Annotated in this window: 25 protein-coding genes; 15 read left to right on the top strand and 10 right to left on the bottom strand. The window is 71.5% G+C overall.

The genetic code is table 11. The features are described 5' to 3' along the window. Positions 1 to 155 precede the first annotated feature (155 nt). Complete coding sequence (locus tag ABEA82_RS26060; RefSeq protein WP_345664090.1) at positions 156 to 1,961, top strand: ABC transporter ATP-binding protein; 1,806 nt, start codon at positions 156 to 158, stop codon at positions 1,959 to 1,961. Between the two features lie 89 nt (positions 1,962 to 2,050). On the opposite strand, the gene ABEA82_RS26065 is transcribed toward ABEA82_RS26060, so the two are convergent. After that, positions 2,051 to 2,650: a hypothetical protein gene (locus tag ABEA82_RS26065; RefSeq protein ID WP_345664091.1), complete on the bottom strand. Its 600-nt coding sequence runs from the start codon at positions 2,648 to 2,650 to the stop codon at positions 2,051 to 2,053. After that, positions 2,650 to 2,880: a hypothetical protein gene (locus ABEA82_RS26070; RefSeq protein WP_345664092.1), complete on the bottom strand. Its 231-nt coding sequence runs from the start codon at positions 2,878 to 2,880 to the stop codon at positions 2,650 to 2,652. Before ABEA82_RS26070 ends, ABEA82_RS26065 begins: the two co-directional genes overlap by 1 nt. A 141-nt stretch (positions 2,881 to 3,021) precedes the next feature. On the opposite strand from ABEA82_RS26070, the gene ABEA82_RS26075 reads away from it, so the two are divergent. Genes ABEA82_RS26075 through ABEA82_RS26085 form a run of 3 tightly spaced genes read left to right on the top strand, consistent with a single transcriptional unit; the run spans position 3,022 to position 5,826 of the window. Continuing rightward, a complete protein-coding gene (locus tag ABEA82_RS26075) occupies positions 3,022 to 4,371 on the top strand; it encodes a dicarboxylate/amino acid:cation symporter (protein ID WP_345664093.1) in 1,350 nt (449 codons plus the stop codon). Further along, entirely contained in the window at positions 4,368 to 5,081 is a 714-nt protein-coding gene (gene cuyB / locus ABEA82_RS26080) for a cysteate racemase (protein WP_345664094.1), read from the top strand. Before ABEA82_RS26075 ends, cuyB begins: the two co-directional genes overlap by 4 nt. A 58-nt stretch (positions 5,082 to 5,139) precedes the next feature. Further along, entirely contained in the window at positions 5,140 to 5,826 is a 687-nt protein-coding gene (locus tag ABEA82_RS26085; protein ID WP_345664095.1) for a GntR family transcriptional regulator, read from the top strand. 6 nt (positions 5,827 to 5,832) lie between these two features. Here ABEA82_RS26085 and ABEA82_RS26090 read toward each other — a convergent pair whose 3' ends face one another. Further along, entirely contained in the window at positions 5,833 to 6,771 is a 939-nt protein-coding gene (locus ABEA82_RS26090; protein ID WP_345664096.1) for a glutathione S-transferase C-terminal domain-containing protein, read from the bottom strand. Between the two features lie 358 nt (positions 6,772 to 7,129). Then, entirely contained in the window at positions 7,130 to 7,846 is a 717-nt protein-coding gene (locus ABEA82_RS26095; protein ID WP_345664097.1) for a TetR/AcrR family transcriptional regulator, read from the bottom strand. A gap of 252 nt (positions 7,847 to 8,098) precedes the next feature. Here ABEA82_RS26095 and ABEA82_RS26100 point away from each other — a divergent pair, with 252 nt between their 5' ends. The 3 genes from ABEA82_RS26100 to ABEA82_RS26110 are packed head-to-tail and all read left to right on the top strand — an operon-like array spanning position 8,099 to position 12,337. Continuing rightward, on the top strand, positions 8,099 to 9,421 hold the full coding sequence (locus tag ABEA82_RS26100) for a UDP-glucose dehydrogenase family protein (protein WP_345664098.1): 1,323 nt from the start codon (positions 8,099 to 8,101) through the stop codon (positions 9,419 to 9,421). A 53-nt stretch (positions 9,422 to 9,474) separates the two neighbouring features. Beyond that, complete coding sequence (locus tag ABEA82_RS26105) at positions 9,475 to 10,683, top strand: glycosyltransferase (protein ID WP_345664099.1); 1,209 nt, start codon at positions 9,475 to 9,477, stop codon at positions 10,681 to 10,683. 37 nt (positions 10,684 to 10,720) lie between these two features. Then, complete coding sequence (locus ABEA82_RS26110; protein ID WP_345664100.1) at positions 10,721 to 12,337, top strand: MDR family MFS transporter; 1,617 nt, start codon at positions 10,721 to 10,723, stop codon at positions 12,335 to 12,337. Positions 12,338 to 12,496: 159 nt separating this feature from the next. On the opposite strand, the gene ABEA82_RS26115 is transcribed toward ABEA82_RS26110, so the two are convergent. The 5 genes from ABEA82_RS26115 to ABEA82_RS38720 form a co-directional block, all read right to left on the bottom strand. Next, the gene (locus ABEA82_RS26115; protein ID WP_345664101.1) at positions 12,497 to 13,660 is read right to left on the bottom strand and encodes an LLM class flavin-dependent oxidoreductase; all 1,164 of its coding nucleotides are present in this window, start codon (positions 13,658 to 13,660) and stop codon (positions 12,497 to 12,499) included. Positions 13,661 to 13,700: 40 nt separating this feature from the next. Continuing rightward, positions 13,701 to 14,888 carry an SfnB family sulfur acquisition oxidoreductase gene (locus ABEA82_RS26120; RefSeq protein WP_345664102.1) on the bottom strand — a complete coding sequence of 396 codons (1,188 nt, stop codon included), beginning with the start codon at positions 14,886 to 14,888 and terminating at the stop codon, positions 13,701 to 13,703. Continuing rightward, entirely contained in the window at positions 14,885 to 15,442 is a 558-nt protein-coding gene (ssuE, locus tag ABEA82_RS26125) for an NADPH-dependent FMN reductase (RefSeq protein WP_345664103.1), read from the bottom strand. Before ssuE ends, ABEA82_RS26120 begins: the two co-directional genes overlap by 4 nt. Before the next feature lie 43 nt (positions 15,443 to 15,485). Continuing rightward, positions 15,486 to 16,613, bottom strand: a complete 1,128-nt coding sequence (gene sfnG / locus ABEA82_RS26130) for a dimethylsulfone monooxygenase SfnG (RefSeq protein ID WP_345664104.1) — start codon at positions 16,611 to 16,613, stop codon at positions 15,486 to 15,488. 203 nt (positions 16,614 to 16,816) lie between these two features. Then, the gene (locus ABEA82_RS38720; RefSeq protein ID WP_423654031.1) at positions 16,817 to 16,897 is read right to left on the bottom strand and encodes a putative leader peptide; all 81 of its coding nucleotides are present in this window, start codon (positions 16,895 to 16,897) and stop codon (positions 16,817 to 16,819) included. Between the two features lie 136 nt (positions 16,898 to 17,033). Here ABEA82_RS38720 and ABEA82_RS26135 point away from each other — a divergent pair, with 136 nt between their 5' ends. The 8 genes from ABEA82_RS26135 to ABEA82_RS26170 all read left to right on the top strand — a co-directional run bounded on the left by ABEA82_RS26135 (position 17,034) and on the right by ABEA82_RS26170 (position 24,980). After that, positions 17,034 to 17,939: a LysR family transcriptional regulator gene (locus ABEA82_RS26135; protein WP_345664105.1), complete on the top strand. Its 906-nt coding sequence runs from the start codon at positions 17,034 to 17,036 to the stop codon at positions 17,937 to 17,939. 152 nt (positions 17,940 to 18,091) lie between these two features. Continuing rightward, a complete protein-coding gene (gene ltnD, locus ABEA82_RS26140; RefSeq protein WP_345664106.1) occupies positions 18,092 to 19,009 on the top strand; it encodes an L-threonate dehydrogenase in 918 nt (305 codons plus the stop codon). Position 19,010: 1 nt separating this feature from the next. Then, on the top strand, positions 19,011 to 20,291 hold the full coding sequence (otnK, locus tag ABEA82_RS26145) for a 3-oxo-tetronate kinase (protein ID WP_345664107.1): 1,281 nt from the start codon (positions 19,011 to 19,013) through the stop codon (positions 20,289 to 20,291). Continuing rightward, the gene (locus ABEA82_RS26150; RefSeq protein WP_345664108.1) at positions 20,288 to 20,986 is read left to right on the top strand and encodes a class II aldolase/adducin family protein; all 699 of its coding nucleotides are present in this window, start codon (positions 20,288 to 20,290) and stop codon (positions 20,984 to 20,986) included. Before otnK ends, ABEA82_RS26150 begins: the two co-directional genes overlap by 4 nt. A gap of 49 nt (positions 20,987 to 21,035) precedes the next feature. After that, positions 21,036 to 22,343, top strand: a complete 1,308-nt coding sequence (locus ABEA82_RS26155) for an MFS transporter (RefSeq protein ID WP_345664109.1) — start codon at positions 21,036 to 21,038, stop codon at positions 22,341 to 22,343. 33 nt (positions 22,344 to 22,376) lie between these two features. Continuing rightward, the gene (gene otnI / locus ABEA82_RS26160; protein WP_345664110.1) at positions 22,377 to 23,180 is read left to right on the top strand and encodes a 2-oxo-tetronate isomerase; all 804 of its coding nucleotides are present in this window, start codon (positions 22,377 to 22,379) and stop codon (positions 23,178 to 23,180) included. Next, positions 23,177 to 24,223, top strand: coding sequence for a D-erythronate dehydrogenase (denD, locus tag ABEA82_RS26165; RefSeq protein ID WP_345664111.1), 1,047 nt, complete (start codon positions 23,177 to 23,179; stop codon positions 24,221 to 24,223). Before otnI ends, denD begins: the two co-directional genes overlap by 4 nt. 10 nt (positions 24,224 to 24,233) lie before the next feature. Next, positions 24,234 to 24,980 (top strand): FadR/GntR family transcriptional regulator, encoded by a 747-nt coding sequence (locus ABEA82_RS26170; RefSeq protein ID WP_345664112.1) that lies wholly within the window; start codon positions 24,234 to 24,236, stop codon positions 24,978 to 24,980. Between the two features lie 12 nt (positions 24,981 to 24,992). Here the strand turns inward: ABEA82_RS26170 and ABEA82_RS26175 are convergent, their stop codons facing one another. After that, positions 24,993 to 25,706 (bottom strand): SDR family oxidoreductase, encoded by a 714-nt coding sequence (locus ABEA82_RS26175; RefSeq protein WP_345664113.1) that lies wholly within the window; start codon positions 25,704 to 25,706, stop codon positions 24,993 to 24,995. Between the last annotated feature and the right edge of the window lie 73 nt (positions 25,707 to 25,779).

The raw sequence follows: 25,779 nt of genomic DNA on the forward strand, positions 1-25,779 counted from the left end.
CGCGCACCACCGTCCGGCCGGAAAACGCTTGGACTCCGTGGTCGTTGTCGCGGGACACTTCCGGACTCGACCCGAAATCCACGCATTCGTTGCGGCGACGACCCCTGCCCGCGCAGACGCGCCGGCGGTCAGCCGCAGGACGACACAGGGGTGGGATGGAAACGCCGGAATCACGCAGGATTCGGCCGGGCAAGCGCTCGGTACTGCTCGCACTTCGCTACTACGGGCGGGAGTTGGCCCGGCTCCGCCGCTGGACCGCACCCGCCATGGTGCTCTCGGCGCTCGGCAACATCGGAATCAACTACGTGGCGCCTCTGATCGTCGCCAAGCTCGTCGGCGACATGGCAGGCGACCGCGACGTCACGGTCGCCTCGACCCTGCCGTACGTACTGGGCTTCGCCGGTGTCCTGCTGCTCGCGGAGGCCCTGTGGCGCGTCGCCCTGCACTGTCTCAACCGCGTCGACGCCCTCGGCATCGAGCACCTGTACGTGATCGGGATGGACGAACTGTTCGCCAAGGACGCGGCGTTCTTCCAGGACAACTTCGCCGGATCGCTGACCAAGCGTGTGCTGAGCTTCGCCTCCCGGTTCGAGCCGTGCGTGGACACCCTGGCGTTCCAGATCGTGGGCAACTTCGTGCCGCTGACGTTCGGGGCCGTGGTGCTCTGGCGCTACGAACCGCTGCTCGTCGTCGGGCTGCTGGCGATGATCGCGCTGACCGCGGTGCTGGTCGTGCCCCTCATCCGGCGCCGCCAGCGGCTGGTGCACCAGCGTGAGGAGGCGATCGCCCTGGTGTCGGGCCATGTGGCCGACAGCCTGATGAACATGGACACGGTACGGGCGTTCGCCGCCGAGGAGCGTGAGGCCGCCGAGCACCGCTCCCGCGTCGCCACGTCACGCCGGCTCAGCCTGCGGTCGTGGGACTACGGCAACCTGCGCATCGACACGCTGGTGGCGCCGATGTCGGTGCTGACCAACGCGGTGGGCCTGCTGCTCGCGGTCGGGCTCGCCGGGAGCGCGCAGGGCGTGGAGGCGATCGTGGTGGCCTTCACCTATTACAGCAACGCCACGCGGATCATGTTCGACTTCAACCAGATCTACCGCCGTCTGGAGAGCTCGCTGACGGAGGCCGCGCAGTTCACCGAGCTGCTGCTGACGCCGCCGACCGTGCTCGATCCGCCGGTCCCGGAGCCGCTGCGGCCCCGGGCCGCCGATGTCCGCTTCGAGAAGGTGACCTTCGCCCACCGGGGCGGCCGGCCGCTGTTCGAGGGACTCGACCTGGACGTGCCGAGCGGCGCCAAGCTCGGACTGGTCGGCCGGTCCGGCGGGGGCAAGACGTCCCTCACCCGGCTGCTCCTGCGGATGACGGACATCGACGGCGGCCGCATCCTGGTCGGCGGTCAGGACATCAGCCGGCTGCGCCAGGCCGACCTGCGCAGCCAGATCGCCTACGTGCCGCAGGACCCGGCGATGTTCCACCGCACCCTGCGGGAGAACATCTCGTTCGCCCGGCCGGACGCCACCGACGCCGAGATCCGCCGCGCGGCCGAGGCGGCCCATGTCACGGAGTTCGCCGACACATTGCCGGACGGCTTCGACACGATGGTGGGCGAGCGCGGAGTGAAGCTGTCCGGCGGTCAGCGCCAGCGGGTGGCGCTCGCCCGGGCGATCCTGCGCGACGCGCCGATCCTGCTGCTCGACGAGGCGACCAGCGCCCTGGACTCCGAGAGCGAGCTCCTCGTGCAGGAGGCGCTGTGGCGGCTGATGGAGGGGCGGACCGCGCTCGTGGTGGCGCACCGGCTGAGCACGGTCGCCACCATGGACCAGCTCGTCGTCCTCGACCGCGGGCGGGTCGTCGAACAGGGCACCCATCAGGAGCTGCTCGCGTTCGACGGCGCCTACGCCAAGCTGTGGCAGCACCAGTCGGGCGGCTTCCTCGACGAAGCACCCGGGCTGGGCTAGGGCCTTCCGTCTGGATCAGGCCGGCCGTGCACCAGGTGCGCCGAGTGGGTCAGAGCATCACCGCGTTGTCGGCCGCGATGTCATGACCTTCAGTGGCCGTAGGGCGGCTCGAAGCACCCGGTCTCCGGGTAGGGGCCGTTGGTCCGCACCTCGAAGTTCGACTTCTGCACGAACGCCGTGACGCAGGCGTCGTCGTGGACGCGCAGGGCGACCAGCGCCCCCTCGGGCGTCACGTAACCGTCGTTCTCCCAGCGCGCGAACATCTCCCGGACGGTGAGGGTCCCGCCGAGCCGCTTGCCGTCCGGTGTGACGCGCTCCTCCTCGTAGCCGAGGCGGAGCAGGGCCGACCGGACCGTCGTGGGGTCCCATGTGCGCTGCTTCCACAGCCGCTCGATCACCGGCCTGATGCGGTCGGCCTCCCGCTCGGCGTCCTTCGCGTGGCCGGGCTCCATCTCGCCCTCACGGCGGTAGGCGTTGTTCTCGTTCTGGTGCGGTGCCCCGTCTCCGGCCCCCGCCTCCACGTACGGCGAGGCTCCCGCGGCACTGGGCGAGGACTCGCCGGAGGCGCTCGGAGCGCTCCCGGCTGTCGCGTCCGAGGCGTGCAGGTCGCCGCAGGCGGTGAGGGTCGCGAGCAGGACGAGGGCGGCAGCGGCGAGCGGGGCACGGCGGACGGAGGTCGAGAGGGACATCAGCCGCCCTTCTGGTCGGGTGCCGCGGCGGTGGGACCGGCCGGGCTCGCGCGCAGCATGGCCTTGGAGAGGGCCTCGGCGTCACTGCGGGGCGGCGGCGCGGCGGGGCCGTCGGATTGCTGGGCGCCAGGGTTCATACCGGTCAGTCTAGTTATGGGATACACCTCTCCGGTTCTGCCGCCCGGCCTGACGCCGACGGCTGCGGAGCGCGCGCCGTAGCGGGCGTCCACCGGGACCTCCTCTCTCTCCCCCACCACCGGCTCGTGTTCCGGCTGCGTCGTGCGCGGGCCCTTGACAGGCCCATGCTCTGGAGCCCAGTCTTACCGCCCAATACGCAGAGCGCAATATATTAGAGTGCCCGGGAGGCTTCCATGACCACCTCGCACACCCCCGCCACCAGCGCGGACACCGACAAGAACCGGCCCTCAGGGCCGCTGCGGCGCTGTCTGAGGATGCCGATCGGGGTCCAGTCGATCATCGCCGTCGGCCTCGGAGCCGTGGTCGGAACCCTCGCCCCGTCGGCCGGCGAGCAGATGAAGATCCTCGGGGACGTGTTCCTGAACCTGGTGCAGGTCGTGGTCCTGCCCCTGGTCTTCCCGCTCATCGTGCTGGGCATCGCCCGCATGGAGTCGGTCAAGAAGGTCGGCCGGATCGCCGGCAAGGCCATCCTCTACTTCGAGATCGTCACCACGATCATCCTGCTGATCGCGGTCGGCCTGGCCAAGCTCACCGGCATCGGCAAGGGCGCCCCCGTCCACGGGGCCGACGCCAAGGACCTGGACGGCATGAGCCAGGGCATCGACTTCCACGAACTCGTCCTGCACGCCTTCCCGAAGAACATCTTCGAAGCGTTCGGCGAGGGCAACCTGCTCGGCGCGATCGTCTTCGCCCTCCTCGTCGGCGTCGCCATGGCCGCGATCGGGGAGAAGTCCGAACCCTTCGCCTCCGTCCTGGACTCCGTCGCCTCGGTGATGTTCAAGGTCGTCGGCTACGTCATCCGCGTCGCGCCCCTGGGCGTGCTCGGGTTCATCTCCTACGACGTCGCCCACTACGGCTTCGGCAACCTGCGCAGCCTGATGGGCTTCATCGCCGTGGTCTACGCGGGCCTGGCCATCGTCGTCGGCGTGCTCTTCCCGGTCATCGCCGCGATCCACCACATCCGCTACGTCGAACTGATGAGGTCGATCGCCGGGCTGGCCGGGATCGCCTTCGTCACCCGCAGCTCCGAATCGGTACTGGCACCGCTGATGGGCAAGCTCGAAGCGTTCGGCCTCAGCCGGTCCACGACCTCGTTCGTCGTCCCCCTCGGCTACTCCTTCAACACCGACGGCTCCGTCCTCTACCAGGCCGCCGCCCTGGTCTTCCTCGCCAACGCCTACGGCGCCGACACCTCCCTGCCCGCCCTGCTCGTCATGGTGGGCGTACTGGTGATCCTCTCCAAGGGCATGGCCGGGGTCGCCTCCGCCTCCATCGTGGTCCTCATCGCCGCCGGCAACTCCATCGGCCTGCCCGCCGAGGGCATCGCCCTGCTCCTCGGCGTGGACTTCATCGTCGACATGGCCCGCACCGGCGTGAACGTCGTCGGCAACTCGCTCGCCGCCGCCGTCGTGGACAGCTCCGAGAAGCGCCGGGAAGACAAACGCGGTCCCCGGCCCGCCGGACACACCGAGCCCGCCTCCGCACAGCAGGCCGGGACGCTCCGGAAAGAGACCGCCCGGTGACCAGTCCCGTCACCACGGAGATCGTCGGCATCCTGGGCGGGATGGGACCGGCCGCCACCGCCGACTTCTACGCCAAGCTCGTGTCGCTGACCCCGGGCACCAGCGACCAGGACCACCTCAGGACGGTCATCTGGTCGGACCCCACCGTCCCCGACCGCACCGAAGCCCTGCTCGGCGACGGCCCCGACCCGACACCCTGGCTCCTCAACGGCGGTCGTGTCCTGCGCGAGGCCGGCGCGACCCTCATCGCCATCCCCTGCAACACCGCCCACGCCTTCGTGCCCCGCATCGCCGACCACGTCGGGCTGCCCATCGTCCACATGATCGGCGAGGTCGCCCAGCACCTCACCACCCTGCGGCCCCGCGTGCGGACCGCCGGCCTGCTGGCGACCACGGGGACCGTCCGCGCGGGCCTCTACCAGGAGTGGCTGGACGGCTACGGGATCGACCTCGTGCTGCCGGAGCCCGACGGCCGGCAGGAGGAGGTCATGGCCGCCGTCCGCGCGGTGAAGGCGGGCGCCCGGGACGCCACGGCCACCGCACCGCTGGTGCGTGCCGCGCGCGGGCTCACGGCACAGGGAGCACAGGTGATCATCGCGGGCTGCACGGAGATCCCGCTCGGGCTCCCAGCGGACGCCATCGACGTCCCCCTCGTCGATCCGGCGGCGGTCCTGGCTCAGGCCCTGGTCCGCCGGACGTCCACCGCGTGAGGATGCGGACGGGGAGACGGGCACGGGGCTGGGCGGCAGCCGATGTACTGTACGCAATATGTCACTGGACACCCCTGTCTCCCGCCGTCTCCTGAGCGAGGAGGTCTTCCACCGCCTGCGCGACTCCATCGTGCGCGGGGAACTCGCCCCCGGAGAGAAGGTCAAGGACGGCGAACTCGCCGAGCGCCTCGGTCTCAGCCGGACCCCGGTGCGCGAGGCGCTCGCCCGGCTCGCCGACATCGGCCTGGTCGAGGCCAAGCCGGGCGTCTACACCCGCATCACCACCCTGAACCGCCGCGACGTCGAGAAGACGCTCGCCGTCCTGCGCTCCCTCGATCAGCTCGCCGTCGAGACGGCCGTGCCGGTCATGACCGAGCAGGACCTCCGGCACATGCGCCAGGCCAACCGGGACTTCGAACAGGCCGTCGCCGCCAACGACACGGACGCCGCGCTCGCCGCGGACGACCGCTTCCACGCGGTCCCCATCGCGGCAGCGGACAATCCGGTCCTCAGCCGGATCGTCGAGCGGCTCCACCCGCAGATCCACCGGATCCTCTACCGCAAGTTCTCCACCCTGCTCGGCGGCCGCAACACCATCGAGCACCACGCCCGGCTCGTGGAGGTCTGCGCCGGCGGTGACGCCCGGGCCGCCGCCGAACTCTCCGGACAGCACTGGTCCGAACTCGGCGGTCACATCAACCAGCTCTTCGACACCAACCAGTTCACGGACGACGCGCTCGCCTGACGAAGGTCAGGCCGGGCCGGACGGGCGGAGGTGGAGTGCGGAGTGTCGTTCCGCGGGAGCGTGCGGAGTGTCCGTGATGTGAGCCGCCCAGTCCAGGATCTGCACCGCCGCTCCCGCGGCCTCCAGCCCCTGGCACCGGGCGTGGTGCCTGCGGGCGATGCCGTCCAGGTCGAGATGACAGCCGAAGGCGGGGTGTGCGGCGAGCCGCCGGGCGTACGTCCACAGGTGCGGATGGTCGGCGACTCGGTGGACCGCGGCCGCGTCCAGGTGCAGGCGGTGCACGGTGTCGAGTTGGACCAGGGCGACCCACAACCGCACGTCGGCGGCGGTCATCCGGTCACCCAGCACGAAGTCCTGGTGAGCGAGCCGGGCTTCCAGGGTGCCCAGGACGCGCAGCAGGGAACTGAGGGCGGTACGGCGCGCCGCCTCGTCGACGTCGGCCTGCCCGGCCTGCTGTGCGGCTTCGTCGATGCGGTACTGGCAGAGATGTTCGACGGCCTCGATCTCCTCCTCCGCGCCGTGCGGGTGGAGGACCGGCCGGTCCGGGCCGTCGCCGCCGAAGTGCCGGGCCAGGTCATGGCGGATGTGTGCGGAGTGGCTGTTGACGATCCGACCGGTCCAGGTGTCGCTCAGCACCGGTGCGACGGCCGGCCCGGAGTGCCGGTGCGAGCTGGCCTCGTACAGGGGGAGCAGTGCGGAGTGTCCGCCGTCGGGCATGTCGGGGACGGCCGGCAGCAGCTCGATGGGAAGGGTCTCTTCCAGACCGAGCAGGCTGTGCGTGATGGCGATCCGCAGGCTGTGGGGAGAGGACAGCGAGAGGTGGAGGCGGTAGCGGCGCGGTGCGGCGTAGTAGCCGCTGTTCGCGTCACACCCGATCCTGCCTCGGAACGACGGCGACGGCGAGGAGGGGAGGGACGGCACGGTGGACAGGGGTGCGGCGGGCATGTGTCTCCCTGGGTCCGGGTCCGGCTTGGTTCGCGCAGGTGCGGCGGGCGGCGCACGCGGGGTGGGTGCGCGGCGGCGTCGGCGCATACCCGTGGGTGGCGGGGTGCGGTGCCGGTGGGCACCGCCGGTTCAGCGCAGAGGCCTCGCCGCGCTGCAGACGCGCAGGAGATCGATGTGCCTGCGGGAGGTGAGGAGGAGAGACGACCGGCCCGCGCGGACCGCGCGGTCGGCGGGCGACTCCGGAGGCTCCATCATTTCCTACCCGTTCACTGGGAATCTCTCCTATGGAGTGTCAGGCCGCCTCGGTGCCACGTCAAGAGGGCCGCCATGTGTTCCGCCCGGCCCCCTCCTCCGCCGGTCACGCCTCCTGCCCGTCACCGCATCCGTCCCCGGCCGCCCCGCACCGGCCCCCGGCCGCCCGGCAGCCGCCCTCCGGCAGCGGACCCAGCAACACCTCGATGCCTTCCCGCAGATACCGCTCCAGCGTGGCGTCCGGCGCCGAGGCCAGGGCGGGGGGCCGGATCTCCGAGCGCATCAGGCTGGTGCCGAGCATCCACGCCGCGAGGAGTTCCGCCCGCAGATCGGCGTCGGGGCCGCCGAGACGGGCGGCCAGACGCTCGGAGAACACCTCTGTGAAATCCGCCCGCAGCCGCGCCACCGCCTCGTCCCGGCCCGACGACCGCAGCACGGACAGCACCGGATGCGGGAAACCGCCCTCCCGCGGCGGCCCCGTGAGCAGCGCGCAGAACCACTCGGGGATCGCCTCGACCGGCTCGTCCAGCAGCGGCTCGAACATCTTGCCCGTACCCGATACGTCGTTGAACAGCGCTTCTTTCGAGCCGAAGTAGCGGTAGACGAGGGCGGCGTCGACACCGACGTCGCCCGCTATGTCCCGCACGCTCGTGCCGTCGTAACCGTACTTGCCGAAGCGGAAGGCCGCTGCGGCACGAAGCGCGGTGCGCGTGGCCGAGGCCGAGCGTTTACGGGCGGGCCGTGGGGCCATCGCCTTCGACGTCTCGTCGTTCTGTACTCCCGACACGTACCGCACCTCCGAGGTCCACGGCGCTTCCGCCATGCGCCCATGTTCCAGTCTGCGGGAGCTGTCTCAAAGTCACCGACCGATGTCATCAATCGTTGACTTCCCTTCTGAGCACATGCCATACCTGTGTCAGGTCAACGACCGATGACTTGAGTTCTCACTGTTCGGGGGCCGCACGACGACGTCGGCCCTCCCAGGTCCGCCCGCAGCACGCGACACCGCGCGCCCTCGCGCTCCTCGAAGCCGTCGCACGCGGGGTCCCCCACCGACCGGAAGTGGTGATCTTCTGTGCCTGCTCGACGTGTCGCCGTGATCGGAACCGGCTACGTAGGCCTGACCACCGGCGCCTGCCTGGCCTCTCTCGGCCACCATGTGGTGTGCGCCGACGCCGACCCGCACAAGGTCGAGCGGCTGCGCGAGGCGCGGGTGGACATCCTGGAGCCCGGTCTGCCGGAGACCGTCCGGGACGCCCTGGACGCGTCCCGGCTCGACTTCACCGGCGACACCGCGGCCGCCGTCGCGGATGCCGACGTGGTGTTCCTGTGCCTGCCCACCCCGATGGGCGCGGGCGGCGCGGCCGATCTCGCCGCGGTGGAGGCCGTCGCAGCGCAGATCCGTGACGTGCTGCCGGCCGGCTGTGTCGTCGTCAACAAGTCCACCGTGCCCGTCGGGACGAGCGAGCGCGTCGCCACGCTGCTCGACCGGGACGACGTGGCCGTCGTGAGCAACCCGGAGTTCCTGCGCGAGGGCCGCGCGGTCCAGGACTTCCTGCATCCCGACCGGATCGTGATCGGCGCCGCCGACCGGGACGCCGCCCGGCGGGTGGCCGACCTGTACGCCGAACTGGACGCGCCGCTGGTGCTCACCGACGCCGCCAGCGCCGAACTCACCAAGTACGCGGCCAACTTCTTCCTCGCCATGAAGCTGTCCTTCGCCAACAACCTGGCCACCGTCTGCGAACGCTTCGGCGCCGACATCGACGATGTCACCGAGGGCATCGGCCGGGACCCCCGCATCGGCTCCGCGTTCCTGCGGCCCGGGCCCGGCTGGGGCGGCTCGTGCCTGCCCAAGGACACGCACGCCCTGCTGACCGTGTGCGACCTGGCCGGGGTGGACTTCCCCCTGCTGCGGGCCACCATCGAGACCAACGTCACCCACCAGCGGCAGCTCGTCGAGCGGGTCGCCGCCGCGTGCGGGCGCGGCGAGGGCGGCTCGCTGCACGGCGTACGACTCGCCCTGTACGGCCTGACCTTCAAGGCCGGCACCTCCGACCTGCGCGACTCCCCCGCGCTCTCCATCGCCCGGCTGCTGCGCGAGCGCGGAGCCGAACTCACCGCGTACGACCCCGCGTTGTGCGAGGAGCGGCCCGACCTGAGCGATCTGGTCGAGCTCTCCGACGACCCGGTGCGGGCGGCGGACGGGGCGGCGGCCTGCCTCGTCCTCACCGAGTGGCCGGAGCTGCGCGACCTCGACTGGGCGGCGATCGCCGCGCGCATGGCGGGCCGCGAGGTCCACGACTTCCGCAACCTGCTGGACGCGGACCGCCTCGCACGGGCCGGACTGACCTGGCAGGGCATCGGGCTGGCGCAGGCGCCGACGCGGGTGGCGTGACAAGACCCTTTTCGTTCCTCTCCGAAGAGTCGCCAACAGAAAGGCTCACCCCCATGCGGGTTCTGTGCACCACGCTCGGCAGTCCCTCCCACGGCCGCGCTCAGCTGCCGCTGCTGCGCGCCCTGGCCGGAGCCGGGCATCAGGTGCTGGTGGTCACCACCGAGGCCCTCGTCCCCGTCTTCCGTGACGACGAGGTACAGGTGAACGCCTCAGTGCCGGAGTTCAACCCGATGGCCACGCTGGCCCCCTACCTCGCCGAGCTCGAGGAGACCCCGGACTCGACGGACCCGTCAGGTGTTCTGACCCGGTTGCTGATGCGGAACGTGGCCGGGCCGCACGTCAAGCCGCACCTGGACGTCCTGCTTCCCCTCGCCCGGGACTTCCGGCCCGACCTGATCCTGCGGGACGGCATGGACATGGCCGCGGTGCTCACCGCCGAGCTGCTCGGCATACCGCAGTTGCCCACGCCTTCCGGGTTCAGCAACATCCTGGATCCGGCGGAGGTGCTGCCGCAGCTGAACGAGCGGCGCGCGGAGCTGCGGCTGCCCGTGCGGGAGGACCCGCTGTCCGTCGTCCCGCACGGCCGCGTCGACTACGTGCCGTCCGCCTTCTCCTTCGCCCGGCATCTGCCCCGGACGTGGTCCTACCGGCAGACGGTGGACGTCGAGCGCGGCGGAGTGCTGCCGGAGTGGGCCGCCGCCCTGCCCACGGACCGCCCCCTGGTGTACGCCGGGATCGGCACCGCCCTGCCGCAGCTGCGTGCGCGCATGGAAGACCAGACCGAGCCGCTGCCCGTGAAGATGCCGGACGCCACCGAGAACCTGAACGCGCTCGTGGACGCGGCGGCCGAACTGGACGACTGCACGGTGGTCGTGTCGACGTCCGGGATACCGCTGGACCGCGCAGGGCTCCCCGGGCACATCCACGTCACCGACCGGGTGCCGCAGCCGCTGCTGCTGGAGTCCGTGGACCTGTTCGTCACCCACGGGGGCTTCAACAGCATCCGCGAGGCCATGCGCACCGGCACGCCACTGGCGGTCCTGCCGTTCTTCGGGGACCAGCCCACTAACGCCGAGCGCGTGGAGGAGCTGGGCCTGGGCCGTCACATCACCGACCGCAGCCCGGCCGGCATCGCCGAGGTGTGCCGCAAGCTCCTCGCCGACCCCGAGCCGCGGGCCCGGGCCCGGTCGGCCCAACTGGCGATGCTGACGCTTCCGGACGTCACGCACGCGGTCGCCGACCTGGCCGGTATCGCCGGCTAGCCGGACGGCCCCCTCCCCCACTGCGAGGACGACACACGTGACCTTCTCCGACACCCGGGAACAGGACTCGGCCGGGGACCTGCCCCCGCGGCTCACTCACCGGCAGATCACCACCGTCATGTCCGGGCTGGTGCTCGGCATGTTCCTGGGGGCGCTGGACCAGACGGTGGTCTCGTCCGCGCTGCGGACCATCGCGGACGATCTGCACGGGCTGACGGCCCAGGCGTGGGTCACGACCGCGTACCTCATCACCGCCACCATCGCGACACCGCTCTACGGCAAGCTGTCCGACATCCACGGCCGCAGGCCCGTGTACCTCGCCGCGATCGCCCTGTTCACCGTCGGTTCGCTGCTGTGCGGCTGCGCCACGTCGATCTACGAACTCGCGGCGTTCCGCGCCGTGCAGGGCCTCGGTGGCGGCGGGCTGATGTCGCTGGCGATGACGATCGTCGCCGACATCACCACCCCACGCGAACGGGGCCGCTACCAGGGCTACTTCATGGCCGTGTTCGGCGGGGCGAGCGTCGTCGGGCCCCTGGTGGGCGGCGCGTTCGCGGACCGGGCCACCCTGCTCGGCATCGACGGCTGGCGCTGGATCTTCCTGATCAACGTGCCGCTCGCCGCCGCGGCCGCGGTGACGATCGTGCGCGTCCTGCGCTTCCCGCACCGGCGGGTCGGCCACCGGCTCGACTACGCCGGTGCGCTGACCCTGGCCGTGGGACTCGTGCCCCTGCTGGTCGTCGCCGAGCAGGGCCGCACCTGGGGGTGGGACTCACCCCGGGCGCTGTCGATGTACGCGGTCGGCGTGGTGGGACTGGCCGTGTTCGTCGCGGTGGAGCGGCGGTCGGGCGACGCCGCGCTGCTGCCGCCGCGGCTGTTCCGCATCCGGGCCTTCCGGCTGGGCGTCGGGCTGCACTTCGTCGTCGGCATCGGCATGTTCGGCGCGATGACGACGCTGCCGCTCTACCTGCAACTCGTCCGCGGGATGAGCCCCATGGCGGCGGGCCTGGCCACCCTGCCCACGGTGGCCGCGAACCTCGCGGTGACGCTGCTGACGGGCCGGATGATCGCCCGCACCGGCCGGTTCAAGGTCCACCTCGTCGCCGGGGTCGGCTCGTTCACCGCGGCCATGCTCGTCTTCGCCACGCTGCGCGTGGACAGCCCGCTGTGGCATCCGGCGCTCGGCATGGTCCTGATGGGCGCGGGACTGGGCGCGTCGATGCAGACGCTCACCACGCTCGCGCAGTGCGAGGTACCCCGTACCGACATGGGCGCGGCGACGGCGTCGGTCAACTTCTTCCGCTCCAACGGCGGTACGGTCGGCACCGCGGCGTTCCTGTCGATCCTGTTCACCACGGCGGCCGGCAGCATCGCCGACCGGCTGGCCGAGGCCCGCCACGACCCGGCCTACCGCCGGCTGCTGACCCAGCCCGACACCGCACACGCCCTGACGGGAGTGCTGCGCCCCGGCGGCGGCGTCGACCTGGAGGACTCGGCCTTCCTGCGCGCCCTCGACCCGCATGCGGCCCTGCCGTTCCTGGAAGGCTACGTCGCCTCGATGCGCCTCGTCTTCCTCACCGGCGCCGCGGTGTCCCTGGCCGCCTTCGTGATCGCGGCGTGGCGGGTACCTGACCTGACCTTGTCCGACGAGTAGGCGACGGGATCGATACAGCGGACAGCAGGTCGAGTTCGGCGCGCGGCAGGATACGTTCGGCGTCACGCTGGGCGGCGCCGCGGGGCGAACGCGGCTGCCGGTTCGGCCGCTGCGGCGACCGCTCCGGCGACCGCTCCGGCGTCGTCGCGATCACGGGCGTCATCGTGGGGATCCCGTACCCGCGAAGGGGACCTGGGCCGAAGAACCCGCCACGGCCTGCGGGAAGGGGTGCTGCCACAGGCCCTGTGCCTGGAGCCTCGGCAGGACGCCCTCGCCGAACCAGTAGGCCTCCTCCAGGTGCGGGTAGCCGGACAGGACGAACTCCTCGATGCCCAGAGCCGCGTACTCCTTGATGCGTTCGGCGACCTCGTCGTGGCTGCCGACCAGGGCGGTGCCCGCGCCGCCGCGCACCAGGCCGATGCCGGCCCACAGGTTGGGGTGGATCTCCAGGGCGTCCCGGTTGCCGCCGTCGTGCAGGGCGAGCATGCGCTGCTGCCCCGTGGACTCGCTGCGGGCGAGTCCGGCCTGCACCGACGCCACGGTCTCCGGGTCGAAGCCGTCCAACAGCCGGTTGGCCTCCGCCCAGGCCTGCTCGGAGCTGTCGCGGGTGATGACGTGCAGCCGGATGCCGAACCGCACCGTGCGGCCCTGCTCGGCCGCCAGCTTCCTGATCCAGGCGATCTTCTCGGCGACCTGCGCCGGGGGTTCGCCCCAGGTGAGGTACACGTCCACGTGCCGCGCGGCGATCTCTCCGGCGATCGGCGAGGAGCCCCCGAAGTAGACCTCGGGGATCGGGTCGGGCACGCGGGCCAGCGTCGCGTCCGCCACCTGGAGGTGCTCGCCGTGCAGGTCGACGGTCTTGCCCTCCCACAGCTCCCGCACGATCTGCAGGAACTCGCCGGTGCGGCGGTAGCGCGCGTCCTTGTCCAGGAAGTCTCCGTAGGCGCGCTGCTCGTGGCTCTCGCCGCCGGTGACGACGTTGAGCAGCAGCCGTCCGCCGGTCTGCCGCTGGAAGGTGGAGGCCATCTGTGCGGCCAGCGTGGGCGAGACGAAGCCGGGGCGGAAGGCCACCAGGAACTTCAGCCGCTCGGTGTGCTGGGCGACCATCGCCGTCGTCAGCCAGGCGTCCTCGCACCAGGCGCCGGTGGGGGTGAGGGCGCCGACGAAGCCGAGGTCCTCGGCGGCGCGGGCGATCTGGCTCAGGTAGCCGACCGACGGCGGCCGGTCGCGTCCGGACTCGGTGGCCGGGGTGCCGTGGCCGCCGCCGACGACATGGCGGCTGTCGCCGTTGGTGGGCAGGAACCAGTGGAAGGTCAGGGACACGAGGGGGTCTCCGATCGTGACGTGGGGAGGCGGAGGGGGGTCAGAGCAGGCCGTGCCTGGGCGGCCGGGTGCCGTGCAGGACGTAGCGGCCGATGTGCTGGACCTTCCAGCGGGCCGGGTCGTGCAGGGTGTGGGTGCGGGCGTCGCGCCAGTGGCGGTGCAGGCCCAGGGAGTCGAGCGCCGAGCGGGTGCCGGAGACCTCGAAGAGGGCGCTGCCGACCTCCACAGCGGTCTCCGCCGCGGTCACCTTGGCCGTCGCCACCGCGATCGAGGCCTCGGCGGCCGAGTCGTCGGTCAGGTCGTCCCGGGCGGCGTCGACGGCCCGGGCGGCCTCGCGCAGCAGGGCCTGAGTCGCCCGCTCCCGGATCGCGAGTTCGCCGAACCGCTGGATCAGCAGCGGGTCCTCCGCGGCCGTCTCGAACCCGCTCTCGAACCAGGGCCGGCTCTTCGTGCGGACGAACTCCACGGCCTCCGCGAGCGCGCCGGAGGCGATGCCCGCGTCGATGGCGGCGTGCAGCAACTGGGCCACCGCCCCGTGGAGTTGGGGCTCCTGGAAGGTGAGGTGGTGGGGCACGACCCGGTCGGCGGGGACGGGCACCCGCTCCAGGCGGACGGTTCCGCTGGCCGTGGTGCGCTGCCCCATGCCGTCCCAGTCGTCGACGACCGTCAGACCGGGGGCGTCGCGCGGCACGTACGCCACGTGCAGGGTGTCGTCGTCGGCGCGGGCGAGCACGGGGATCCAGTGGGCGAACAGCGCGCCCGTGGAGTAGTGCTTGACGCCGTCGAGGACGTACGACCCGTCCGGGCGCGGCGCGAGCCTGGTACGGATGTCCTGCACGTGCTTGGTGCCCGCCTCGGACTGGGCGTTGCCGAACCGCCGGCCCCGCAGCACCTCGCCGAAGAAGAACTCCTGCTGGCGTTGCGTCCCCTGGCGGCGCAGCACGTTGACGTAGACGAAGTGGCTCTGCGGGATCTGGGCGAGGCTGGCGTCGGCGGCGGCCAGCAACCGGAAGATCTCGGCGAGCGTCCCGGCACCGACGTCCGCGCCGCCGAACTCGGCCGGGACGCTCACGGCCAGCAGACCGGAGGCGGACAGCCGTTCCAGCTCCGGGTGCGGGAGCCTGCGCCGCGCGTCCCGTTCGGCGGCGTCCTTGCGGAACTCCGCGGCCAGTTCGGCGGCGACGGCGAGCGCTTCGGCGTCGTCGGCGATCACGTGGGGCGCACTCATCCGGTGGCCGCCAGCAGCGCCGTACGGCCCCCCAGCGCGGTCGAGAACTGGTCCGTGACCTGGGCCAGGGCCTCGGCCGAGCCGGGCGCGACGGTCGTGGAGCCGTCGTCGCCCACGGTGATGTCCTTGTCGAGGGTGAACCAGCCCGGGACGATGTGCGTGGCGCCCATGGAGCTCAGCACGGGGCGCAAGGCGTAGTCGATGGCCAGGACGTGGGCGGTGGAGCCGCCGGTGGCCAGCGGCAGGACGGTCTTGCCGGCCAGCGCGTACTGCGGGAGCAGGTCCAGCAGGGACTTCAGCAGTCCCGAGTAGGCGGCCTTGTAGACGGGGGTGCCGACCACCACCCCGTCCGCCTGCTCGACCAGGGCGGTGGCCCGGACGATCTCCGGGTGCCGGAAGTCCGCCCCGAGGAGCGCCTCGGCGGGGATGGCGCGGACGTCCAGCGGGATCACCTCGTGTCCCTGGGCGGTGAGCCGGGCGTCGAGGTGGCGCAGCAGTCGCTGCGTGCGGGAGGTGGCGGAGGGGCTGCCGGATACGGACAGGACGGTGGCCATGCGAGGACCTTCCGTTCGTGGGGTGTTCTCGGGCGGGCGGCGGTCAGGCGCGGGCGGCGACGGGCTCGGAGGCGGGTTCCCGGGCCTCCAGTTCGCGCACGAGGGGCAGCACCCGCTTGCCGAAGTACTCGACCTCCTCGTGGTAGTGCAGGAAGCCGAGGAGGAAGAGGTCGACGCCGAGCCGCTTGTAGGCGACGATCCGCTCGGCGATCTGCTCGGGTGTGCCGATGAGCCCGGTGCGGAAGCCGTCGTTGTACTGGACGAGGTCGTCGAAGCTGGAGTCCTGCCACATGCCCTTGCCGTCGGCGGTGGACTGGCCGGCCTGCTGGACGGCGTCGCGGAAGCCGTGCACGGCCTCGGTGTCGGCGTGGGCGACGATCTCGCGGAGCGTCTCGCGGGCCTCGGCCTCGGTGTCGCGGGCGATGAGGAAGCCGTTGAGGCCGAACTTCGGGGGTGTGCGGCCCGCCTGGGCGGCGGAGGCCCGTACGTCGTTGATCTGCTCGGTGACGCCGTCGAAGTCCTTGCCGTTGCTGAAGTACCAGTCGGAGACGCGGCCGGCCATGGCGCGGGCGGCGGTGGAGTTGCCGCCCTGGAAGATCTCGGGGTTCGGTCGCTCGGGGGTGTTGAGGGGCTTGGGCTTGAGGGAGAAGTCGCGCACCCGGTAGAAGTCACCGGCGAGTTCGACGTGGTCCTCGGTCCAGATGGTGCGCAGGGCGGTGATGAACTCCTCCGCGCGCCGGTAGCGTTCGTCGTGCTCCAGCCACGGCTCGCCGAGGGCGGTGAACTCGCCCTTGAACCAGCCGCTGACGACGTTGACGGCGAAGCGGCCGCCCGACAAGTGGTCGGCGGTGGCGCCGAGTTTGGCGAGGACGCCCGGGTGCCACAGTCCGGGGTGGACCGCGGCGATGACCTTCAGCCGCTCGGTGGCGAGCAGCAGGGCGAGGCTGAAGCTGGTCGACTCGTGCTGGTACTCGGCGCCGTAGCTGGCCATGTAGCGGACCTGGCTGAGGGCGTAGTCGAAGCCGTTGTTCTCGGCGAGGACGGCGAGTTCGCGGTTGTACTCGTAGCCCCAGTCGGTGCGCTGTTCGACGGTGCTGGTGACCAGGCCGCCGCTGACGTTCGGCACCCAGTAGGCGAAGCGGACGGGGTCGGATACGGGCGGTACGGGCATGGGAGGACTCCTGGGAGAGCGGAAAAGCGCGCGGAGAACGCGGGCGTCGGCACGGGAAGGTGCTCGCCAGGGGTGAATTCAGGCGCGCTGGAGCAGCGGTGCCGGAAACGCCGTCAGCACGACGGAAAAGGTCCGGGACCGGAATTCATGACCGGGGGAGGCGCAGAAAGCCAGTGGGAGGGTTTCCCTCGGGTGCGCTGCGCTCAGACGTGGCAGCGACAGCAGGAGCTGGAGACACGCGCGAGGTCGACGTGGCGTCGTCGCGTGAGGTCCTGTCGCTTCATGTCGACGATCCAACCAAGCGTGAGTCCGGCCGGTCAAGGAGCGAGGGTGGTGATTCCACATGGTGAGAGTCGGTATTCACGAGGTTGTGACAGGGATTCCCTTGAACCGGGCGTGCGGTGGACGCAGTCTCCTGTCGTGCGTATAGAACAGCTGGAATACATCGCCGCCGTGACCCGGTTCGGTTCGCTGCGGCGCGCCGCGGAGGAACTGCATCTGTCCCAGCCCGCGTTGAGCGAGACGGTACGGAATCTGGAGCGGGAGCTCGGCGTGGACCTGCTGGAGCGCAAACGGTCGGGAGCGAAGGTCAGCGACGAGGGCCGGGAGCTGCTGCCGCACATCATGACGGTGCTGGACGCGGTGGACCGGCTGCGCGGCGCGGCCGGCGACCAGCACCGCATCAGCCGCATGGTGCGGCTCGGCACGGTCAACACGGCCACCGTCCCGCTGCTCATCCCGACCGTGCGGGAGTTCCGGTCCGCGCACCCGGCCACCCAGGTCGAGGTGGTCGGGGCGCAGCAGGGCGACATCCACCGGGGCCTGCTGGAGGGCGCCTTCGACCTGGGGCTGGTGAACTACCTCCACGGTGACGACGTACCGCCCGACTTCGAGACGACCGAGCTGCTGCGCGGACGGCCGGTGGTGTGCGTACGCCCGGACAGTCCGCTGGCGGCCCTGGACGCGGTGGATGTGGACAGCCTGCTCGCCGAACCCCTCATCGTGATGCGGTCCGGCTACGTGATGCACCGCTTCGTGCACCGGCTGCTGCGCGGCCGGACACCGTCCTTCTCGTACTCCACCGACGGCGCCGAGATGGGCAAGCTGATGGTCGCCGAGGGGCTGGGGGCCACGGTGCTGCCCGACTTCAGTGTGATCGGCGATCCGCTGGAGCGGCGCGGCACCATCACCGTGCGCCCCCTCGCGGAGGACGAGACCGATGTGCTGCTGGTGTTGCAGCGTCGCCCCGCGGTCTCCGTCCCCCGGGCCGTGCGGGATCTGCACACCTTGTTCGTACGCAACGCGCGTGCGCACCGGGCACCGTGAGGCACTGACCGCTTCCCGGCCCGCCACGGCCCCCGACCCGAGTGACGGACATCACACCTTGCATTCCGTCGTCCTCAGGTCATCATATGACCTGATCTCCCGGTGGGGGCTGCCCCAGCCACCCCGGACGGCACGGCAAGGCGAGGAGGGGCATGAGCGACCGGAACGAGCCCGCGGCACCGAGGGTGGGCGTGGTCGGCCTGGGGGCCATGGGCCTCGGGATGGCCCGGAGCCTGCGGACGGCGGGCTACGACGTGGGTGTTCACGACTTGAGGCCCGAGACGGCCGCGGACTTCGCCCGCGACGGCGGGACGGCGTTCGCTACCTGTGGTGAGCTGGCGGCCGCGGTGGACGTCCTGGTCAGCGTGGTGGTGAACGCCGCACAGGTGGATGCCGTGCTGTTCGGTGCCGACGGAGCCGCCGACCGGCTCCGCCCCGGCTCCGTCTTCGTGATGTGCTCCACGGTCGACCCGGGCTGGTCCGCCGCGCTCGAGGGCCGTCTGGCGGACAGGGGTGTGCTCTACCTGGACGCCCCCATCTCCGGAGGCGCGGCGCGTGCGGCGAGCGGTGAACTCACCATGATGACCTCGGGCTCCGCCGGGGCCTACGCCCTCGCCGACCCGGTGCTGGAGGCCATGAGCAGCACGGTCTACCGCCTGGGAGAGCGCGCCGGGCTCGGCTCCAAGGTCAAGATCGTCAATCAGCTGCTCGCGGGCGTGCACATCGCCGCCGCGGCCGAGGCGATGGCCCTCGGCATCAAGGCAGGTGTCCCCGCCGAGGCGCTCTACGAGGTCATCACGCACAGCGCCGGCAACTCCTGGATGTTCGAGAACCGCATGGCGCATGTGCTCGCCGGCGACTACACACCCCTGTCCGCCGTCGACATCTTCGTCAAGGACCTGGGGCTGGTGCTGGACTCCGCACGGCCGGAACGGTTCCCGCTCCCCCTCGCCGCCACGGCCCACCAGATGTTCCTCCAGGCTTCGGCGTCCGGACTGGGGGCCGAGGACGACAGCGCGGTCATCAAGATCTTCCCGGGGGTCGACCTGCCCGAGCCGGTGGAGGCCTGACATGGGAATCCGCCTCGGGTGCATCGCCGACGACTTCACCGGCGCCACCGACCTCGCCAACAACCTGGTGCGCGCGGGCCTGCGCGTGGTCCAGCTGATCGACACACCACCGGCCGGCGTCGAGCAGGCGGTGGACGCGGACGCCGTGGTGATCGCCCTGAAGTCGCGCACCGTCCCGGCCGCCGACGCCGTCGAGGCGTCACTGCGCGCTCTCGCCTGTCTGCGGTCCATGGGCGCCGAGCAGATCTACTTCAAGTACTGCTCCACCTTCGACTCGACTCCGGCCGGCAACATCGGGCCGGTGACCGAGGCGCTGATGGACGCCCTGGGCACCGACTTCACGGTCGCCACACCGGCGTTCCCCGACAACGGGCGCACCGTTTTCAAGGGGCATCTCTTCGTCGGTGACGTGCTGCTCGGCGACAGCGGCATGCGCCACCACCCGCTCACGCCGATGACCGACTCCAACCTGGTCTCCGTCCTCGGCGCCCAGAGCACGCGAGAGGTCGGACTCATCGACCACACGGTCGTCGCCGACGGCGTCGAGGCGATCCGGGCCCGCGTCGACGCCCTGCGTGCGGACGGCATCGGGATCGCCGTCGTGGACGCCGTCGCCAACGACGACCTGGTGCGCCTGGGCGCGGCGGTCCAGGGCTTCCCCCTGGTGACAGCCGGCTCGGGGCTGGCGATCGGCCTGCCCGCGAACTGGGGGTTCAAGCCGTCCCGCGCCGCCGCGCACCTGCCACCCCCCACCGGCCACGGGGCCGTCGTCTCGGGCTCGGTCTCCGAGGCCACCAACCGTCAGGTCCTCGAGTACCTGCGCACCGGCCGCCCCGCCTTCAGCGTGGATCCGCTGCGGGTGGCGGCCGGCGAGGACGTGGTCGCGGAGGCCCTGGCCTTCGCCGACTCGCATCTGGAGGACGGGCCGGTCCTCGTCTGCTCCACCCAGCCGGCCGACACCGTCCGGACCGTGCAGGGCCGGCTCGGTGCCGCCGAGGCCGGTGAGCTCGTGGAGCGGACACTGGCCCGCGTCGCACAGGGGCTCGTGGAACGCGGCGTGCGCCGCCTCGTCGTCGCGGGTGGCGAGACCTCGGGCGCGGTCGTCCAGGCGCTCGGCATCACCGGACTCCGCATCGGTCCGCAGATCGACCCCGGTGTGCCGTGGTGCGCGGCGCACCTGCCCGGCGGGGACACGCTCCACATCACGCTCAAGTCGGGGAACTTCGGCCGCCCCGACTTCTTCACCCGCTCCTTCGCGCTCCTGGACGAGGAGGCCGCATGAACCCGCAGCCGAGCACCACCGCCGAGACAGCGGACGACGAGGCGGTCGACCACGCCCGCAGCGAGATCGTCCGTGTGGGCACCAGCCTGTTCGCCCGGGGCTACGTCCATGCCAGCGCGGGCAACATCAGCGCCAAGGCCGGCGACCACCACCTGATCACGCCGACCGACGCCGCCCTGGGGTTCCTCGAACCCGGCCGGCTGGCGCTGGTCGACGCCCGGGGTGAGCAGGTGGCGGGCGACCGGGCCAGCAAGACCCTGACACTGCATCGCCGTATCTGTGCCGCCGACCCCACGGCCCGCTTCGTCGTCCACACCCACTCCACGCACCTGGTCGCGCTCACGCTGGCCGGGGTGTGGAGCGACGACGACGTGCTTCCCCCCATCACCCCGTACTACGTGATGAAGGTCGGGCACGTCCCCCTCGTCCCCTACCACCGGCCCGGCGACCCGCGCGTGGCCGACCTGGTGACCGCGCACATCGCCGACCGGGCGGCGAGCCGTACGCCCATCAGGGCGGTGCTGCTGGACCGGCTGGGCCCCGTGGTCTGGGGCCCCGACGCGGCCACCGCTCTCGCCGTCCTCGAAGAACTCGAGGAGACGGCACGTCTCTGGCTCCTGACCGACCGTCGCCCCGAGCCGCTCGCCGAGCACGCGCTCGACGAACTGAGGTCCACGTTCAACGCCGCGTGGTGACCCCCTCTCCCCTTCCGGAGAATTCCCCTGAGCCGCTCAAAGGATCGCCATGTCCATGCCCCTATCGGCGTCCCAAGTCACCGACGCCGCCCGTGAGAACGCCGTCTTCCGCAAGGTCGTACGACGTGTCGTCCCCTTCCTCGTACTCTGTTACGTCGTCTCCTACCTGGACCGGGTCAACGTCGGCTTCGCGAAGCTCCAGATGTCCGACGACCTCGGGTTCAGCGAGGCGGCGTACGGCCTCGGCGCCGGCCTGTTCTTCATCGGCTACTTCCTCTTCGAGGTCCCGTCGAACCTCATGTTGCAGCGCGTCGGCGCCCGCACCTGGATCGCCCGGATCATGATCAGCTGGGGCCTCGTCTCGGCGGCGTTCATGTTCGTCCACAACGAGGCGATGTTCTACGTCCTGAGGTTCCTCCTCGGCGCCGCGGAGGCCGGCTTCTACCCGGGGGTGATCCTGTACTGCACCTACTGGTTCCCCTCGCACCGCCGTGCCCGCGTGATCGCTCTCTTCATGTCCGCGATCCCGGTGGCCGGTATCTTCGGCAACCCGCTCTCCGGCTGGATCATGGACCGGTTCCAGGGCGTGAACGGCTGGCAGGGCTGGCAGTGGATGTTCCTGCTGGAAGCGATACCCGCTCTGCTCATCGGCGTGGCCACCCTGTTCTACCTCGACGACAGCGTGCGCGCCGCGAAGTGGCTCTCCGACGAGGAGAAGGACGTCGTCGAACGGGCGATCGCCGAGGACGCGGCGCACCAGACCGTGCACGGCCGGGTCTGGGACGCCTTCCGCGAGCCCAAGGTGTGGCTGATGTGCCTCATCTACTTCTGCTTCGTCATGGGTCAGTACGCCCTGACGTTCTGGATGCCCACGTTCGTCGAGTCCACCGGCATCGAGGGCAACCTCGCCATCGGTGTGCTCAGCGCGGTGCCGTTCCTGGCCGCACTCGTCACGATGAACCTGTTCGGGCGTTCGGCGGACCGGCGCCGTGAGCGCCGCTGGCACCTGGTCGTCCCGAGCCTGATGGGCGCCGTCGGCTTCTCACTGGCGGCCGGCTGGGCCGGGTCCACCGCGCTGTCCCTGGTCGCGCTGTCCGTCGCCGCGGCCGGTGTGCTGACCTGCGCCCCGCTGTTCTGGTCGCTGCCCACCGCGTTCCTCGGCGGTACCGCCGCCGCGGTCGGTCTCGCCGTGATCAACTCGGTGGGCAACCTCGCCGGTTTCCTGAGTCCCTACATGATCGGCGCGCTGAAGGACGCGACCGGCTCGACATCGCTCCCGATGTACGTCCTGGCGCTCACTCTCGTCGTAGGCGCCGCCGCGGTGCTCACCACCGACAAGCAGACCGTCAACCGCTGACCGGGGCCGCCCGGTCCCGTCACTGGAGCCACCATGCCGAGGTTCGCAGCGAACCTGTCCATGATGTACACCGAGCACGCCTTTCCCGACCGCTTCGCCGCGGCCTCGGCGGACGGCTTCACCGCCGTCGAATACCTCTTCCCCTACGCCTACGACAGCGGGGAGTTGCGCCGCCGCCTCGACGACCACGGCCTCAGGCAGGTGCTGTTCAACGCGCCTCCCGGGGCATGGGAGTCCGGAGAACGCGGGATCGCGGCGCTCCCCGGCCGCGAGGCGGAACTCCGCTCCGGCGTCGCCCGCGCCCTCGACTACGCCGCCGCGCTGGACTGCCCGCGGCTGCACGTGATGGCCGGTCTCGTGCCGGCGGACGCGACCCCGAAGGAACGGGACGAGCACCGCGACACCTACCTGGCCAACCTGGAGTGGGCCGCGGAGCGAGCCGCCGCGGTGGCCGTCGACGTCCTCATCGAGCCGATCAACGGCCGTGACATGCCGGGCTACTTCCTGTCCGGGCAGTCGCAGGCGCACGCGGTCGTCCGGGACGTCGGCGCCCCGAACCTCAAGGTGCAACTCGACCTCTACCACTGCCAGATCGTCGAAGGCGACCTCACCATGACGCTGCGCCGCGACCTGCCGACCGGCCGGGTCGGTCATCTGCAGATCGCCGGCGTGCCGGACCGCCACGAGCCCGACAGCGGCGAGCTCGACGTGCGGCATCTGTTCGGCGTCATCGACGACCTGGGCTTCGACGGGTGGGTCGGCTGCGAGTACATCCCCCGGGCCGGCACGAGCGACGGCCTCGGCTGGCTGAACGACTACCGAGGAGACGACGCATGAGGATCGTCATCACGGGCGGCTTCGGCTTCCTGGGACGCGAGATCACCGACGCCCTGCTCAGGGCGCGGACGCATCGTGGCGTGCCGATCGATCGCCTGGTGCTGACCGACCGGTACGTACCGGCCGGGGCTGCGGAGGCGGCCGATCCCCTCGTGGAGATCGTGCGGGGTGACCTCGCCGAGTGTCTCGACGAGGTGTTCGCGGAGCCGGTGGACGTGCTCATCCACCTCGCCGCCGCCGTCTCGGCCGAGTGCGAGGCCGACTTCGACCTCGGTATGAGCGCCAACCTGGACACCACCCGCGCCGTCCTCGAAGCCGCCCGGGCGCAGTCGGCCGCCGACGGGCCGGTGCCGCGCCTGGTGTTCTCCAGCAGCGTGGCGGTCTACGGTTCCGACCCGGCTCTGCCCCTCCCCCCGGTGGTCGGCGAATCGACCCTGCCCACTCCCCGGTCGAGCTACGGAATCCAGAAGCTCGTCTGCGAACAGCTGGTCGCGGACTACACGCGCAAGGGCTTCGTCGACGGACGGGTCGCCCGGCTGATGACCGTGTCCGTGCGGCCCGGCAAGCCGAACGCGGCCGCCTCCGGCTTCCTGTCCGGCATCATCCGCGAGCCGCTCGCGGGTCTCCCCGCGATCTGTCCCGTACGCCCCGGCCTGCGGGTGGCCCTGGCGTCGCCACGCCGCACGGTCGAGGGGATCCTGCGCATCGCGGAAGCCGAGCGCGGCACCGGGAAGGGCCGGCTCGACGGCGGGCTGCCGGTCAACCTCCCGGCGCTCACGGTCTCGGTCGCCGAGATGCTGGCCACGCTGCGGCGCGTGGCGGGCGACGCCGTGGCCGATCTGGTGACCGTCGCGCCCGATGACGCTGTCGAGGCCGTCGTGGGGTCGTGGCCCTCGGTCTTCGACAACACGCGGGCCGCGGCGCTCGGGCTGGAGCCCGACCCGAGCTTCGAATCGGTGGTCCGGGGCTACCTGGCCGACCATCCCGACGCGATCCTGGTCGGCGCGTCGTCGGCGGCGGAACGACGAGACCCGGACCTATAGACTGAAAACCATGTTTTCTAAGGTGAGCGGTCCCGTCCGGCTCGCAGATCAGGTCGCCGCGACGCTCTCGGAGGAGATCGAGTCGGGGCGGCTGGCCGAGGGCGACCGACTGCCGACAGAGGTGGAGCTGGTCAGGCAGCTGGGCGTCAGCCGTACGGTCGTGCGCGAGGCCCTGTCGCGGCTCCGCAACGCGGGCCTGATCGAACCGCGTCAGGGCATCGGCGTGTTCGTGCTGCCACGGCGCGCCCGTCCGCTCGACCTCGAGGCCGCGGACACCCGCGCGAAGGTGGTGCAGATCGCGGAGCTGCGCCGTGCCATCGAGGGTGAGGCGGCCCATCTCGCGGCCACCCGGGCCACGGCCGGCGACCTGACGCGGATGCGTGAGGCCCTGGACGCGATCGACTCGGCGGTGGCGGCCGGCGGCGACGGCGTGGACGAGGACCTCGCCTTCCACCGGTCCATCGCCGAGTCGACCGGGAACACGGTGATGGTCTCGACGCTGCGGTACCTGGGCGAGGTGCTGCGCGGCGGCATCCGCGTCACGCGGGCGAACGAGGCACGCCGGAACGACTTCCTCGAAGCGGTCCGGGAAGAGCACCACGCCATCCTCGCCGCCGTCGAAGCGCGCGACGCCGAGGCGGCACGCAGGGCCGCACGCCTCCACATGGATCACGCCGCCGCCCGTCTCCAGGACGCGGACGACGGATTCTGGACCGAGGCCGAGGACCTCGAGGTGGATCTCGACGCGGCTCCCTGAACGCGTTCGCGATCAGCCGAGCGCGATGCCGGTGTGGTTCTCCAGGGCCTGGAGAAGCCGAGCCTGGAATTCTGCGTCCTGCGCGGCGGGGTGCGGTGCCTGTGTCCGCTGGTGGTACCAGTAGCCACCGGTGCCCGGGGTCACGTCGCGGTGCGTGGCGAGCCACGCCTGAGTCTCGCGTCCCGCGGTCAGGTCGTCCGGTGCGCCGCGGCCTCCCATGCGGGTGGGGACCCAGCCGGGGTCGACCGCATGGCTGGAGGTGCCTGCCCAGCGGGACGCGACGGCGAGCGCGAGCGCGGTGACCCACAGCTTGGTGTCGTCGTAGGAGGCGGTGCCGTCGGTGAGCCGTCCCAGGTCGGTGGAGCCGGTCCGGTGCATGGAGCTGCTCAGGTAGACGAGCCTGGCCGGTTTCTCCATCAGGGCGGTCAGCACGTAGGGCGCGACGGTGTTGACGGTGGCGTCCTCCGGTCGGTTCATGACGCCTGCGTTGTGGATGACGGCGTCGAAGCGGCCGAACTCGGCGGCTTGCCCGGCGACATCGCGGATCGCGTCCAGCTCGGCGAGGTCGCCGGTGACGGCGCCCTTCCAGCGGGCGGTGTCGTCCGTGCCGGTGAGCCGGGCCCGGTTGCGGACGTGGACGACCACGTCGTGGCCGTCGTCGGCCAGCGCCTTCGCCGTGTCGTACCCGAGCCCGCTGGCCGCTCCGGTCACAAGAATCAGTGCCATGCCGGTCTCCTGCCCGCGTCAGAAGGTGAGAACCACCTGGCCGGCGCGGCGCTCGCCCGGGAAGCGAGCTCCT

It is taken from the genome of Streptomyces venetus (assembly GCF_039540295.1).
Classification (GTDB): domain Bacteria; phylum Actinomycetota; class Actinomycetes; order Streptomycetales; family Streptomycetaceae; genus Streptomyces; species Streptomyces venetus.